Here is a 14,264-nt window from a genome sequence, read left to right as displayed (position 1 = left end):
ACACCCATCTTCGATGGTTGTCGAACATGGAGGTGCCGGATGCCCCGCTCCCGACCGGGCCGCGCCCCGCTCGCCCACCCCGCGACCGAGGAGATCGACCTCCTCGACGTCCTGCACGCGCTCGCCGACCCCACCCGGATGACCATCGTGCGCACCCTGCGCGCCGAACCCGAGCGCGCCTGCGGCTCCTTCCCGGTCGACGTCGCGCCGTCCACGCTCAGCCACCACTTCAAGGTGCTCCGCGAGGCCGGCGTGGTCCGCCAGCGCGAGGAGGCCAACCGCCGCCTCACCGCGCTGCGCGCCGCCGACCTGGACGCCCGCTTCCCCGGCGTGCTCGACGCCGTGGTCACCGCGTACGAGAGCACCATGTGACCGGGCCCCCGGAGCGGGTGCTCCGGGGGCCCGGTGGGACGGCCGGCCGTCAGCCCGTGGCGGCCGTCGAGGAGGTGCCACCGCCGGGGGCCGCGGTCAGGTCGTAGAGGGTGGCGCCGTCCACCGTCTTCGCCGTGTAGGTGGCCGCCACCCAGGAGGCGATCTGCGAGGAGAGCGACTGGCTGCCGCCGCCCATGCCACCGCCCATGCCGCCACCGCCGATGAAGTAGTGGACCTTCCCCTCCTTCACGTACTGCTGGAACTGCTCCAGCGTCAGCGACGGGTCGGTGCCGTTGAAGCCGCCGAGCGCCATCACCGGCTCCCCGGTGGCGAGCTGGTAGCTGGCCTGGTTCTGGGAACCGACCGCGGCCGCCACCCAGGTGTAGGAGCCCGCGTCCTGCTTCAGCAGGGCCGCCAGCTCGCTGCTCACCCGGGAGCCGTTCAGCAGGCCGCCCATCCCGCCGGCGCCGCCCGTGCCGCCGCGGCCGTCCCGGCCCTCGCCGCCGCCGGGGAACTGTCCCGTGCCGTTCTGCGTGCCGCCGCCCGGGAACCGGCCGGTGCCGTTCTGTCCCGTGCCGTTCTGCGTGCCGCCTGGCAACTGGCCGCCGCCCGGGAACTGCCCGGTGCCGCCGTTCTGCGTGCCGCCCGGGAACTGCCCGCCGCCGGGGAACTGGCCGCCGCCGGGGAACTGGCCCCGGCCGCCGTCGCCCGTGCCGCCGGGCATCATGCCCCGCCCGCCGCCGCCCGGGCCGAAGCCGCCGCCCTGCACCTGCGGACCGGCCGTCACGATCGAGCCGGAGTGGCCGACCGACACGGTCTGCACCGCGTACGCCGCCGGCCCGCCGAGGCCCGCCGCCAGCGCGGTGAGTCCGGCCACCGCCGCGATCCGCGCGCCGAGCGCCCGGCCCGCCCGCGCGGCCGCCACCAGCGCGACCGCCGCCGCGATGCCGCCCGGCAGCACCGCCCAGCGCAGCCACGGCAGGAAGTCCGTGCTGCGCCCGAGCAGCACGAACGACCAGACCGCGGTCACCGCGACCACCGCGCCGAGCACCGCCGCGTACGGCAGCCGGTGCCGGGCCCGCCAGAGGCCGTCGACGCCCATGCCGACCACCGCGGCGACCGCCGGGGCGAGCGCCACCGTGTAGTACTGGTGGAAGATGCCGGACATGAAGCTGAAGGTCAGCGCGGTGAGGACCAGCCAGCTGCCCCAGACCAGGAAGGCCGTCCGGGCGCTGTCGGTGCGGCCGTGGCGGCGGGTCGCCCACAGGCCGAACACCAGCAGGACCAGCGCGGCCGGCATCAGCCAGGCGATCTGCCCGCCGATGTCGCCGTCGAAGAGCCGGGTGATGCCGGTGGTGCCCCACATGCCGCCGCCGGCGCCGCCCCGGCCGCCACCGCCGCCGCCGACGCTGCCGGTCTCGTCACCGGTGAGCCGGCCGAAGCCGTTGTAGCCGAAGGTGACGGAGAGGAAGGAGTCGTCCTGCGAGCCGCCGATGTAGGGCCGGGCGGACGCCGGGACCAGCTCGACGATCGCCACCCACCAGCCGCCCGCCAGGACCACGGCGAGTCCGGCCAGCAGCACCTGCTTCACCCGGCGGCCGAACGCGGTCGGCGCGACCACCAGGTAGATCACCGCGAAGCCGGGCAGCACCAGGAAGGCCTGCAGGGTCTTGGTCAGGAAGCCGAAGCCGAACATCACGCCGGTGAACAGCAGCCAGCGGGTGGAGGCGGTCTCGGTCGCCCGGACCAGGCCGTACGCGGCCAGCGTCAGCAGCAGCACCAGCAGCGCGTCCGGATTGTTGAACCGGAACATCAGCGCGGCCACCGGGGTCAGCGCCAGCGCCGCGCCGGCCACCAGGCCGCCGAGCGCCGAGAAGCGCCGGCGCACCGTCGCGTACACCGTGGCGACCGTCGCCACGCCCATCACGACCTGCGGGGCCAGCACGCTCCACGAGCTCAGCCCGAAGATCCGGGCGGAGAGCGCCATCGGCCACAGCGACATCGGCGGCTTGTCGACCGTGATGAAGCTCGCCGCGTCCGAGGAGCCGTAGAAGAAGGCCTTCCAGCTCTGGCTGCCGGCCTGCACCGCCGCCGAGTAGAAGGCGTTGGCCCAGCCCGAGGCGGTCAGGTTCCAGAAGTAGAGCACCGCCGTGGCGGCGAGCAGGCCGAGCAGCGCCGGCCGGGCCCAGGCCGGGTCGTCGGGGCGTCCGCGCCAGGCGCGGACGGGGAGGGTGCGGAGCCGGCCGGCCCAGGAGGCAGGCCCCTTCGGGCCCGGCCCGGGGAGGCCGACCGGCGGGAAGAGCGGTTCGACCGCGGCCTGCGGAGCCTGCCGCTCGGACGGCTCCGGGGGCGGGAAGTTCGCAGCCTCGGGCCACGGAACACTGGACGGAGGTGGGGAACTCGACGTGGTCATGGAGGCTACGCTCCGGGGTCACGCTGAGATTCTCATGAGGCCCGGCTATGAGCAGGGTGTGATCCTTGATCACTCCCGGCCGGGGTCAGCTGAGAGCCTGCGGCCGCGGCTGGTCCAGGCGCTTGCCGAGCCACTCCAGGGCGGGCGGGATCTCCCGCGTCCAGGTGTGGAAGTTGTGCCCGCCGGTGTCCAGGGTGATGGTCGACACCTGGGTGGGGGCCCGGAAGGCGGCCACCATCTGCTGGGTGGCCGGGTAGTTCTCCTCGTTGTGGCTGGTGGCCAGGAGCAGCGAGACCGGCGGCGGGGGCAGGTGGCGGATCCGCCACAGCAGGTCGTTCTCCCGCTTCACCTCGGGCCGGCCGCCGAAGAGGTCGCCGGTGGTCGGGTCGTTGCCGGTCTCGTAGTAGCCCGAGAGCGAGACGGCCGAGCGGTAGGCGTCCGGCTTGCGCATCGCGAACTTCAGCGCGCAGTAGCCGCCGGTCGAGTCGCCGATCGCGGCCCTGGCCTCCGGGCGGTCGGTGACCCGGTACGCGGCGGACATCGCCCGCGGCAGGTCCTCGGTGAAGAAGGTCTCCACCTGCGGTCCGCCCGGGACGTCCATGCACTCGGTGTCGCGGTTGCCCACCAGGGTCGGCTTCATCATCACCAGGACGGTCGGCGGCAGCTGCTTGGCCTCGATCGCCTTCAGCGTGGACGCCGGGTACTCCAGCAGCGAGATCAGCTTCTCCGCCGACCCCGGGTAGCCGGAGAGCACCAGCGCCATCGGGAAGCGGGTGTTCGCGTACCCGGGCTGGAAGTACTGCGGCGGCAGGTACACGTAGGCCGGGGTGCCGACCAGGCCGGAGGAGGCGCCGCGGATCTCCACCTTCTGGATCATGCCGGAACGTTCCTGCACCGATCCCTGGGAGGAGTACATCTTCTGTTCGCCCGTCACCGAGATCGCCTTGGCGCCCGGCTGATGGTCCACCACCGTGCCCGGGCTCCCGTCCAGCCCGAGCAGGTCGCTCCAGGTGGTGTAGAAGCCGAAGTACGAGTTGGCCACCAGGCCCATCGCCGCCAGCACCGCCAGCTGCGTCCCGAGGAACGCACCCAGCCGGCCGAGCACCGGCCGCCACCCGCGGCCGCCCAGCCGGGGCCACAGCCACATGGTCGCGGCGAACGCGGCCACCGCGACGACGACGGCGATGATCTGCAGGGGGAGTCCGGTGAGACTGGGCACACGATGATCGTAAAGGGACCTGACAGCTGACTCCCAGTCGGCTCCCAGCAAACGGCCGCAGGGCGCCCTCCCCCTGGGTGATCAGTGAACGGCCGAAGCCGCGGGGCGGCCTGACGGCCCGGGCAGGGCGCGCAGGGCGAGCGGCACCGCCGCCGCCGGGAGCAGGGCGAGGACCAGGGCCGGACCGGGCGGCGGCGAGGTCGCGAGCAGCAGCGTGGCGACCGCCGTCCCGAGCGTCGGCCCGACGTTCAGCGCGGTCTGCTGCAACCCGCCCGCGACCCCCGCCGCGGCCGCCTCCACGTGACGCACTACCACGGCCGTCGCCGTCACCATCACCGCCCCGAAGCCCGCCCCCATCAGCAGGAAGCACCCACCGGTCGCCGGCGCCGAGGCGGCGGCGTCCAGCCGGGAGAGCAGGGCCGCCCCGAGCGCCAGCAGCACCAGCCCGCCCGCCACCGTCCGGCGCGGGCCGTACCGGCGGGCGGCGACCGCCGACACCGGCGCGCCGATCACCATCAGCAGCGGCAGCGGCAGGGCCCGCAGACCCGCCGTCAGCGGATCCAGCCCCTGCACGTCCTGGAGGAACCAGTTGCCGACGAAGAGCGTGCCGAACAGCGCCGCCGACGCCGCCACCAGCACCCCGAGCGAACCCGCCACCGGCGCGGCGCCCAGCAGCCGCGGCGCGAACAGCGGGTGCGCCGCCGTCCGCAGCCGGCGCGCGAAGGCCGCCGCGGCGCCGCCGCCCACCAGCAGCGCGAGCGCCGGCCACCGCGCCCCGTCCTGCCACGCCGTCAGGGCGTACACCGGCGCGGCGAGGGAGAGCGCGAGCAGCGCGGCGCCGGGCAGGTCCAGCGGCGTCCGCTCGCGGCGCGCCGGCACCGGCAGCCGCAGGGCGAACGCCGCCGCGCCGACCAGCAGGGTCGGCCCGACGTTCAGCAGGAACACCGGCCGCCACCCCAGCCAGGCCGTCAGCGCCCCGCCCAGCAGCGGCCCGGCGGCCGCCGCCAGCCCGATCGCCCCGGTCCGCAGCGCGATCGGCATCCCCAGCCGGTCCGGCGGGTACGCGGCCCGCAGCATGCCCAGCGTGGCCGGCTGCAGCAGCGCCCCGAACACCCCCTGGGCGACACGCAGCGCCACCACCCAGCCGATCGACGGCGCCAGCCCGATGCCCGCCGAGGCCGCGCCGAACCCCAGCACCCCGACCGCGAACAGCCGGCCGTGCCCGTACAGGTCGCCCAGCCGCCCCGCCACCACCAGCAGCGCGGCCACCGCGATCAGGTAGCCGGTGCCGGTCCACTGCACCTGGGCGACCGTGGCGCCCAACTCCCGCTGCAGGGTGGGCTGGACGACCGTCAGGACGGTCCCGTCCAGGGCCACCAGGGCCGCGCCGGCGATCGAGCAGGTCAGCGCCAGGCGTCGGCGCGGGCCCGCGCTCACCGGCCCGCCGGGCCGAGGTGCGCCTCCAGCAGCCGGGCCAGGACGCCGTCGAAGTCCTCGCTTCCGGACGCCAGCTGCAGGCTCCGCCAGCTCCACAGCTGGGCCACCCCGTGCAGGTTCGCCCACAGCGCGGCGGCCGCCACCTGCGGCTCCGCCGCCCCCGGGCGCGCCTGCGCGACCAGCCCGGCCAGCCGGTGGAACAGTGGCAGGCTGGTATCGCGCAGCCCGGACGTCCCGCTCTCCAGCAGGTCGTGGCGGAACATCAGCTCGTACATCCCCGGGTTCGCCAGCGCGAACTCCAGGTAGCCGCGGGCCAGGGCGGCCAGCTGCTCCCGCGGCCCGGCGCCGGTGGCTGCGGCGACCTGGGCGGCCAGCGCCGTGAAGCCCTCCCGGGCGATCGCCGACAGCAGCTCCCGGTGGGTGGGGAACCAGCGGCGCGGCGCCCCGTGGGACACCCCGGCCCGCCGGGCGATCTCCCGCAGCGACAGCGCCGCCGTGCCCTCGGCCGCCACCAGCTCCACCCCGACCGCGACCAGCCGCTGCCGCAGCCCGTGCTCCTGCTCCTCCGAAACACTCATAGACACTGTCTACCAGTGCGGCGTAGACAGTGTCTATTCGGTGGCTGGGCGGCTCGGCGGCGGGGTCAGACGCTCAGGGTCAGTGCGACGTAGGGGACGGTGTCGCCGGGGAGGAGGTAGCGCTCGGTCTCGACGAAGCCGTGCCGCAGGGCGAAGCGCAGTCCGCTCCCGTTGCTCGCCAGCACGACCGTCTCGACGCCCTCACCGCCGAACTCCCGGGCGCGGGCGAGGCCGCGCAGGTAGAGCTCGGTGCCGAAGCCCCGGCCCCGGTGCTCGGGCAGCACGCGGGCGATGACGGTGGCGGCCGGAGTCTCCTCGCAGGGTGGCCGCACGGTGCTGCAGCCGACCGGGGTGTCGCCGAGGTAGGCGACCTCCAGGTGGTAGCGGCCGGCCCGGTCGCGGACGTCGTCCGGGCCGAGCGGGTCGGTCGGGATGATCACGTTGTGGATGTGCCGCCAGTCGGCGAGTTCGGCCTCGTCGGCGGGCTGGATCACGCGGAGGTTCGACATCGCAGCAGCAAAGCCGCGCGGGACGCGGTGCGTCAACGCAATTCGCGGCTCGACAGGTGGAGCGGGAGTGCGCTCTCGCCCTGCCAGGTGGGAGAGCGCTCTCCCGCTGTGCTCCCCAGCCTGCCCCGGCGGGCGGGATGCGTCAAGGGTGATCGGCCGTACCGTTTCCACCTGCGGAGTTGGGCCGTCGAGTTCCGGAACCGGAGTTCTCGTCCGAAGTCTTGACGTGGACCGGCTGGCGGGCAACCATCTCCTCACTGAGAGAGCGCTCTCCCATGTGGACCGCGTCCGTCGTGCCACCGTCCGGCCACCCCTCGGACCCGGCGCGCCCCGGCGTGCAGCCGCGCCCCCACCGCCCACTCAGGAGAGTCCCCCGATGCTCGCTCCACCCACCGCTCAGCCGGTGCCCCGCCGCCGCCCGACCCCATCGCGCCGGCGGTGGCTCGCCGCGCCGCTCGCCGCCTCGATGGTGTCCGGACTGCTGCTGTTGTGGCCCGGAACGGCCGCGCACGCTGCCGACGCCGTGATCTCGCAGGGCAAGACCGTCACCGCCTCCTCGATCGAGGGCGGCGGCACCCCGGCGGCCGCCGCGGTCGACGGCAACACCGGCACCCGCTGGTCCAGCACCGCCACCGACCAGCAGTGGCTGCAGGTCGACCTCGGCGCGACCGCGTCGATCAGCAAGGTCGTCCTGCAGTGGGAGGCCGCCTACGGCAAGGCGTACCAGATCCAGACCTCCGCCGACGGTGCGAGCTGGACCACCGTCTACTCCACCACCACCGGCACCGGCGGCACCGAGACCCTGAACGTCACCGGCTCCGGGCGCTACGTGCGGATGAACGGCATCACCCGCGGCACCGGATACGGCTACTCCCTCTGGGAGTTCCAGGTCTTCGGCTCCTTCACCGGGAGCGGCGGCGGCAGCTGCGACAGCGCCAACGCCGCCCAGGGGAAGACCGCCACCTCCTCCTCCACGGAGAACTACGGCACCCCGGCCGCGAACGCCGTCGACGGCAACACCGGCACCCGCTGGTCGAGCGCCAACACCGACCCGCAGTGGCTGCAGGTCGACCTCGGCAGCGTCCAGCAGATCTGCCGTGTGGTCCTCAACTGGGAGTCGGCGTACGGCAAGGCGTACCAGATCCAGACCTCCGCCGACGGTGCGAGCTGGACCACGGTCTACTCCACCACCACCGGTGCCGGCGGCACCGAGTCGCTGGACGTCTCCGGGTCCGGCCGGTACGTGCGGATGAACGGCACCCAGCGCGGCACCGGATACGGCTACTCGCTCTGGGAGTTCCAGGTCAACACCGGCGGCGGCGCCACCACCCCGCCGACCACCCCGCCCACCACGCCGCCCGGCAACTGGAGCACCGTCCTCGACGAGGACTTCTCCGGGGCCGCCGGCTCCGCGCCGAACGCCGCCAACTGGACGGTGCAGACCGGCACCGGCTACCAGGGCGGCCCCGCCAACTGGGGCAGCGGCGAGGTGCAGACCGACACCGACTCCCCGGCCAACGTGGGCCTGGACGGCAACGGCGCGCTCAACCTGACCGCGGTGAAGAACGGCACGGCCTGGACCTCGGGCCGGGTCGAGTCCAAGCGCTCCGACTTCGCCGTACCGGCCGGCGGCCGGCTGCAGATCTCGGCGACCGTCCGCCAGCCCGACCCGGCCAACGGCGTGGGCTACTGGCCGTCGTTCCGGGCGATGGGCGCGGGCAACCGCGGCAACTTCACCGCCTGGCCGGGCGCCGGCGAGAGCGACATCCTGGAGAGCGTCAACGGGCGCAGCCAGCTGTCCGCCACCCTCCACTGCGGGACCGCCCCGGGCGGCAACTGCAAGGAGTACGACGGCATGACCAGCGGCCTGGCGAGCTGCACCGGCTGCCAGACCGGCTTCCACACCTACTCGATGATCCTCGACCGGACCGTCTCCGACGAGCAGATCCGCTGGTACCTGGACGGCAAGCAGGTCTGGCAGGTCAACGAGTCCCAGGTCGGCGTCACCACCTGGGACAACGCGGTCCACCACGGCTTCTACCTGGTGTTCAACCTGGGCATCGGCGGCGGCTACCCCAACGCGGTCTGCAACTGCACCTCGCCGACCGACGCCACCTCCTCCGGCGGCACCATGGCGATCGACCGGGTGACCGTCTCCACCACCAGCGGCACCGCGCCCGCCGCGCTCACCGACCCGGCGGTGCCCACCGGCGCCTCCACCGTCAAGGTGACCGGCTCGCAGGGCAACTGGCAGCTCACCGTGAACGGCCAGCCCTACCAGCTCAAGGGCATCACCTGGGGCCCGGCCATGTCCACCGCCGAGGCGCACATGCGCGAGCTCAAGGCGATGGGCGTCAACACCCTGCGCACCTGGGGCACCGACGCCGCCTCCAAGCCGCTGCTGGACACCGCCGCCGCGCACGGCATCAAGGTGGTCAACGGCTTCTGGCTGAACCAGGGCGCCGACTACGTGGGCGACACCGCGTACATGGACTCCACCCTGGAATCCATCAAGCAGTGGGTGAGCACCTACAAGGACCACCCGGGCGTGCTGCTCTGGGACGTCGGCAACGAGGTGCTGCTCACCACCCAGGACCACACCTACCCGAACGGGCTGACCGTCGAGCAGGAGCGCGTCGCGTACGCCAAGTACGTGGAGCGGATCACCCAGGCGATCCACGCGATCGACCCCAACCACCCGGTGACCTCCACCGACGCCTGGACCGGCTCCTGGGTCTACTACAAGAACCACACCCCCAGCCTCGACCTGCTGGCCGTCAACTCCTACGGCTCGGTCTGCAACGTCAAGAACGACTGGATCAGCGGCGGCTACACCAAGCCGTACATCATCACCGAGTCCGGCGAGGACGGCGAGTGGGAGGTCCCGAACGACGCCAACGGCGTGCCGACCGAGCCCTCCGACACCGCCAAGCGCGACGCCTACCTGAACAACTGGACCTGCATCACCGGGCACCGGGGCGTGGCGCTGGGCGCGACCGTCTTCCACTACGGCACCGAGAACGACTTCGGCGGCGTCTGGTACAACACCACCCCGGCCGGCTGGCGGCGCCTGGCCTTCCACTCGGTGGTCAAGGACTACGCCGGCGACGTCGGCTCCAACACCCCGCCGGTGATCTCCTCGATGACGCTGAGCAACACGGCCACCGTGCCGGCCGGCGGCACCTTCGACATCACCGCCGACACCACCGACCCGGACGGCGACCTGATCCGGTACACGCTCTACTACTGCGACAAGTACGCGGGCGGCGGCACCGGCCTCTCCCAGGTGGTCTTCAAGGAGACCTCGCCCGGCCGCTTCACCGCGACCGCGCCCAAGCAGCTCGGCGTGTACAAGGTGTACGTCTACGCCTTCGACGGCCACGGCAACGTCGGCATCGAGACCAAGTCCTTCCGGGTGGTCGCGCCGACCCCGCAGGGCACCAACGTGGCCAAGGGGAAGACCACCACCGCCTCCACCTACCAGGCCGCGGGCAACGGCGCGCCGTACCCGGCGTCCAACGCCACCGACGGCAACTGGAGCACCCGGTGGGCCAGCGAGTGGGCCGACCCGCAGTGGATCCAGGTCGACCTCGGCCAGCCGACCGCGGTCAAGCACGTCCAGCTCGGCTGGGAGTCCGCCTACGGCAAGGCGTTCCAGATCCAGGTCTCCAACGACGGGACCAACTGGACCACCGCGTACTCCACCACCGGCGGCACCGGCGGCGTGGACGACCTCGACGTGACCGCCAACGGGCGCTACGTGCGGGTGAACATCACCCAGCGCGGCACCGCCTACGGCGACTCGCTGTACGAGTTCGGCGTCTACGCCTGACCCGCGGCGCCGCCCGATCCGGACTCCCGCCGGATCCAGACTCCCGGGGCGGGCCGGGCCCGAGTGCCCGCCCCGGGGCAACCCCCACCCATCCACCACCTGGAGGTCCGATGCGACCCCGTTTCCTGTCCCGAGGCAGGCCACGGCCCCGGTGGGCGGCACTGACCGCCTCCCTGGCCGCGGTGCTCGCCCTCGCGGGCGTGGGCACCACCGGCCAGCAGGCCGCCGCCGCCGACGGGCTGATCTCGAAGTCCCGGCCGGTGGTCGCGTCCTCGGTCGAGAACGCCGGCTTCCCGGCCGCCGCGGCCGTCGACGGCGACCCCAACACCCGTTGGGCCAGCGCCTGGAGCGATCCGTCCTGGCTGCAGATCGACCTGGGCGCGGGCGCCACGATCAGCTCCGTCGAGCTGGACTGGGAGGCGGCGTACGCGTCCGCCTACCAGCTCCAGGTCTCCAACGACGCGACCGCCTGGTCGACCGTCTACTCCACCACCGCCTCGACCGGCGGCGTGCAGAAGCTCAACGTCCCGGCCTCCGGCCGGTACCTGCGGCTGTACGCCACCGCGCGCGGCACCGGCTACGGCTACTCGCTGTACGAGTTCAAGGTGTTCGGCCAGGTCGCCCAGCCGTCCACCGGGTACGTGCTCGCCAACCCGCAGGTGACCGGCGTGACGCCGTCCACCAAGGTGCCGCCGCACGCGTACTTCCACGAGTTCCAGGCCAACTGCTCGGCCAACCACGACGCGCCGGACGACCCGATCGTCTTCCCCGGCCAGGCCGGCGCCTCGCACATGCACACCTTCATGGGCAACACCACCACCAACGCGGCCTCCACCGTGGCCTCGCTGCAGGCGGGTTCGACCACCTGCACGGCGCCGGGGGACAAGTCCGCGTACTGGATGCCCACGCTGTACAACGGCTCCACCCCGATCGACCCGGTCGGCCCGCAGGTCATCTACTACAAGACCAACGTGGTCGACTACACCTCGGTCCGGCCGTTCCCGACCGGGCTGCGCTTCGTGGTCGGCAGCCCGACGGCGACGTCCACCCAGTTCGCCACCGACCCCGGGTACGTGGCCGGCTGGGAGTGCGGGGAGAGCTACCACAACATCGACCTGCCGATCAGCTGCCCGGCCAACTCCCAGCTCAACATCCGTTACCAGGCCCCCAGTTGCTGGAACGGACTGTACCTGGACACGCCGGACCACAAGAGCCACATGGCGTACCCGATCGACGGCGTCTGCCCGGCCGACCACCCGGTGGCGCTGCCGATGATCGAGTTCAAGATGGCGTTCCCGGTGCCCGCCGGTGACCTGCCGCAGCTCCACCTGTCGAGCGGACGGGGCTTCTCCTTCCACTACGACTTCTTCAACGCCTGGGACGCCCCGACCCTGGCCGCCCTGGTGAACCACTGCATCGTCGGTGGCCTCCAGTGCAACGCGCGCGGCTACGACGAGGCGCACCCCGAGCGGGGCGCGGCGCTCGACGAGAACTACCGCCTGCCCGCCTGATCCACCCGGAAAATCGCCGGACCCGGGGCGCGAGCCGCCCCGGGTCCGGCCCGTACCCGCGAGGGAGCGCCATGCGCCGAGCAGTCGCAGCAGCCGCAGGAGTCCTGGTGTCACTGGCGCTGGCCGCGGCGGCGGCCGGCTGCGGCGCCGCACCGCCGGCGCCGGGCCCCCCGCCCGCCGCCGCCCGGCAGCCCTCCCGGGCGGCGCTGATGGTCTGCGGCGGCGACGTGGAGCGGGAGGTGACCGGTGCGCTGGGCACCGCCCTGATCACGCCGCTGACCGGCAGCTGGGTGGATCCGCGGTACACCTGCCCGTACGTCTTCCCGGGCGCCACGCTGGCCCTGGTGGTCGACCAGACCGCCGACCGGCCGGCCGCCGAGGCGCTGTTCGAGCGGCGCCGGGCCGAGGCGGCCGGCGCGACGGCGGTGGACGGCCTGGGGGAGGCGGCGTTCGCCAGGGCGGACGGCTCGGTGGTCGTCCGCAAGGACTCGATGCTGCTGCTGGTGGACGTGGCCGGGCTGCCGGCCGGTTTCGGCACGCCCGTCCGCAGCCGGGCGAACATCGCGCTGACCGTGGCCACGGCCGTGATGACCTGCTGGCGGGAGCATGCCTGATCAGGCCGGTTCCGCAACTCTCCGGCCAACTCTGGGAGAGCGCTCTCCCGACGTGCTATAAAGGGCCCATGAGCGAAGCCACTCCCGCGGTCGGACGCCGCTCGGCCACCCTCGAGGACGTCGCCCGGGAAGCCGGTGTCTCCCGGGCCACGGTGTCCCGGGTCGTGAACGGCGTGCGCAATGTGGACCCGGCCATCCAGGAGGCGGTCCGCCGCGCGGTGGCCAGCACCGGGTACACCCCCAACAGCGCGGCCCGCTCGCTGGTCACCCGCCGCCCCGACCCCGTCCGGCGGGCCGCCACGGTCGCCCTGGTGGTCACCGGGGCCGGCGAGGACAGCCCCGAGGGCCCGGGCGCCGCGGTCTTCACCGACCCGTTCTTCGGCCGGGTGGTCAGCGGGGTCTTCGCGGCCCTGCGGCCGCACGGCATGCACCCGGTGCTGATGCTGGCCGACACCCCGGCCTCCCGCGAGCAGGTGGTGTCCTACCTGCACGGGGGCGGCGCGGACGGCGCGCTGGTGGTCACCACCCACGCCGAGGACGCGCTGCCCGCCGCGCTGCTGGCCTCCGGCCGGCCGGCGGTCCTGTTCGGCGCGCCGGACGCGGCGCTGCCGCTCAGCTACGTCGACCTGGCCAACCGGGACGGTGCCCGGCTGGCCGCCGACCACCTGGCCGCCCGCGGCTGCCGACGGGTGGTGACCATCGCCGGCCCGTCCGGCGTCCAGGCCGGCCGGGACCGGCTGGCCGGCTTCCGCGACGCGATGGCCCGGCACGGCCACCCGTTCACCCCCGCCGTGGAGGCGGACTTCACGCACGCCGGGGGCGAGCGGGCGATGGCCCGGCTGCTGGCCGAGGAACCGGAGCTGGACGGCGTGTTCGCCGCCAACGACCTGATGGCCCGCGGCGCGCTCGCGGTGCTCGCCGAGCACGGCCGCCGGGTGCCCGAGGACGTCGCCGTGGTCGGCTTCGACGACAGCAGCGCCGCGCTCTCCGGCCGCCCGTTGCTGACCACCGTGCGACAGCCGGTGGAACGGATGGCCGAGGAGATGACCCGGATCCTGCTGACCCGGCTCGCCGACCCGGCCGCCCGCCCCACCTGCGTGATCTTCGAGCCCGAACTGGTGGTCCGGCAGTCGGCCTAGGGTGTGCGGGTGAACCTTCCCGACATCCGCGGCGTCCGCGCCCTGCACGAGCGCTACGCGCCCACCCCCGAGGCCCTCGACCTGGTCCTCACGCACTGCGAGATCGTGGCCCGGATCGCGGTCTCCCTCGCCGAACGCGCGGGGCTGGAGGTGGACGCGGAGCTCGTCGAGGTCGGCGCCCTGCTCCACGACATCGGCGTCTACCGCGTCGGGGACGGCCACTACATCCGGCACGGGGTGCTGGGGCACGGGATCCTGCGGGCGGAGGGGCTGCCCGAGTCGCTCTGCCGGTTCGCCTCCTGCCACACCGGCGTGGGGCTGACCCGGCGGGACGTGACCGAGCAGGGGCTTCCGATCCCGGTCGCCGACTACCTGGCGGAGAGCGCCGAGGAGCGGCTGGTGATGTACGCCGACAAGTTCCACTCCAAGAGCAGCCCGCCGAGGTTCCTCGACGGGGCCGCGTACGCCGCGCGGGTCGCGCGGTTCGGGGCGGACAAGGTGGCGGCGTTCCGTTCGCTGGCCGCCGAGTTCGGCGAGCCGGACCTGGGCGGGCTGGTGGCCGAGTACGGCCACGGCTTCGAGGAGGGGGCGGTCCTGCTCCGCTGAACCGGCCGCGGCCGGGCCCGGCAGGGGCTCGCGA

The 14,264-nt window shown here is 73.8% G+C and carries 10 protein-coding genes and 2 pseudogenes; 7 read left to right on the top strand and 5 right to left on the bottom strand.

Annotated features, from left to right (window positions below; translation table 11 throughout):
- The first annotated feature begins 39 nt into the window (after positions 1 to 39).
- On the top strand, positions 40 to 372 hold the full coding sequence (locus ABEB06_RS09750) for an ArsR/SmtB family transcription factor (protein WP_345696416.1): 333 nt from the start codon (positions 40 to 42) through the stop codon (positions 370 to 372).
- Between the two features lie 49 nt (positions 373 to 421).
- Here the strand turns inward: ABEB06_RS09750 and ABEB06_RS09745 are convergent, their stop codons facing one another.
- The 5 genes from ABEB06_RS09745 to ABEB06_RS09725 all read right to left on the bottom strand — a co-directional run bounded on the left by ABEB06_RS09745 (position 422) and on the right by ABEB06_RS09725 (position 6,528).
- Positions 422 to 2,785: a glycosyltransferase family 39 protein gene (locus ABEB06_RS09745; protein ID WP_345696415.1), complete on the bottom strand. Its 2,364-nt coding sequence runs from the start codon at positions 2,783 to 2,785 to the stop codon at positions 422 to 424.
- 85 nt (positions 2,786 to 2,870) lie between these two features.
- Positions 2,871 to 4,004: an alpha/beta hydrolase gene (locus tag ABEB06_RS09740; RefSeq protein WP_345696414.1), complete on the bottom strand. Its 1,134-nt coding sequence runs from the start codon at positions 4,002 to 4,004 to the stop codon at positions 2,871 to 2,873.
- Between the two features lie 81 nt (positions 4,005 to 4,085).
- The gene (locus tag ABEB06_RS09735) at positions 4,086 to 5,441 is read right to left on the bottom strand and encodes an MFS transporter (RefSeq protein ID WP_345696413.1); all 1,356 of its coding nucleotides are present in this window, start codon (positions 5,439 to 5,441) and stop codon (positions 4,086 to 4,088) included.
- A complete protein-coding gene (locus tag ABEB06_RS09730) occupies positions 5,438 to 6,019 on the bottom strand; it encodes a TetR/AcrR family transcriptional regulator (RefSeq protein WP_345696412.1) in 582 nt (193 codons plus the stop codon). Before ABEB06_RS09730 ends, ABEB06_RS09735 begins: the two co-directional genes overlap by 4 nt.
- 65 nt (positions 6,020 to 6,084) lie before the next feature.
- Positions 6,085 to 6,528 (bottom strand): GNAT family N-acetyltransferase, encoded by a 444-nt coding sequence (locus ABEB06_RS09725; RefSeq protein WP_345696411.1) that lies wholly within the window; start codon positions 6,526 to 6,528, stop codon positions 6,085 to 6,087.
- A 376-nt stretch (positions 6,529 to 6,904) separates the two neighbouring features.
- Between ABEB06_RS09725 and ABEB06_RS09720 the strand changes: the two genes are divergently transcribed.
- From ABEB06_RS09720 to ABEB06_RS09700, 6 genes and pseudogenes are all read left to right on the top strand, one after another.
- Positions 6,905 to 10,360 carry a discoidin domain-containing protein gene (locus ABEB06_RS09720; RefSeq protein ID WP_345696410.1) on the top strand — a complete coding sequence of 1,152 codons (3,456 nt, stop codon included), beginning with the start codon at positions 6,905 to 6,907 and terminating at the stop codon, positions 10,358 to 10,360.
- 110 nt (positions 10,361 to 10,470) lie between these two features.
- A pseudogene (locus tag ABEB06_RS39325) lies at positions 10,471 to 10,899 on the top strand (discoidin domain-containing protein); the annotation flags it as partial.
- 16 nt (positions 10,900 to 10,915) lie between these two features.
- Positions 10,916 to 11,871: pseudogene (locus tag ABEB06_RS09715) on the top strand (DUF1996 domain-containing protein); the annotation flags it as partial.
- 71 nt (positions 11,872 to 11,942) lie between these two features.
- Entirely contained in the window at positions 11,943 to 12,485 is a 543-nt protein-coding gene (locus tag ABEB06_RS09710; protein WP_345696408.1) for a hypothetical protein, read from the top strand.
- A gap of 68 nt (positions 12,486 to 12,553) precedes the next feature.
- Positions 12,554 to 13,624, top strand: a complete 1,071-nt coding sequence (locus ABEB06_RS09705; protein WP_345696407.1) for a LacI family DNA-binding transcriptional regulator — start codon at positions 12,554 to 12,556, stop codon at positions 13,622 to 13,624.
- A 9-nt stretch (positions 13,625 to 13,633) separates the two neighbouring features.
- Complete coding sequence (locus tag ABEB06_RS09700) at positions 13,634 to 14,230, top strand: HD domain-containing protein (protein ID WP_345696406.1); 597 nt, start codon at positions 13,634 to 13,636, stop codon at positions 14,228 to 14,230.
- Positions 14,231 to 14,264: the final 34 nt, after the last annotated feature.

It is taken from the genome of Kitasatospora terrestris, assembly GCF_039542905.1.
GTDB classification, from domain to species: domain Bacteria; phylum Actinomycetota; class Actinomycetes; order Streptomycetales; family Streptomycetaceae; genus Kitasatospora; species Kitasatospora terrestris.
The sequence above is the reverse complement of the archived record's forward strand: the minus strand, read 5'-3'. Positions and strand labels throughout refer to the sequence as shown.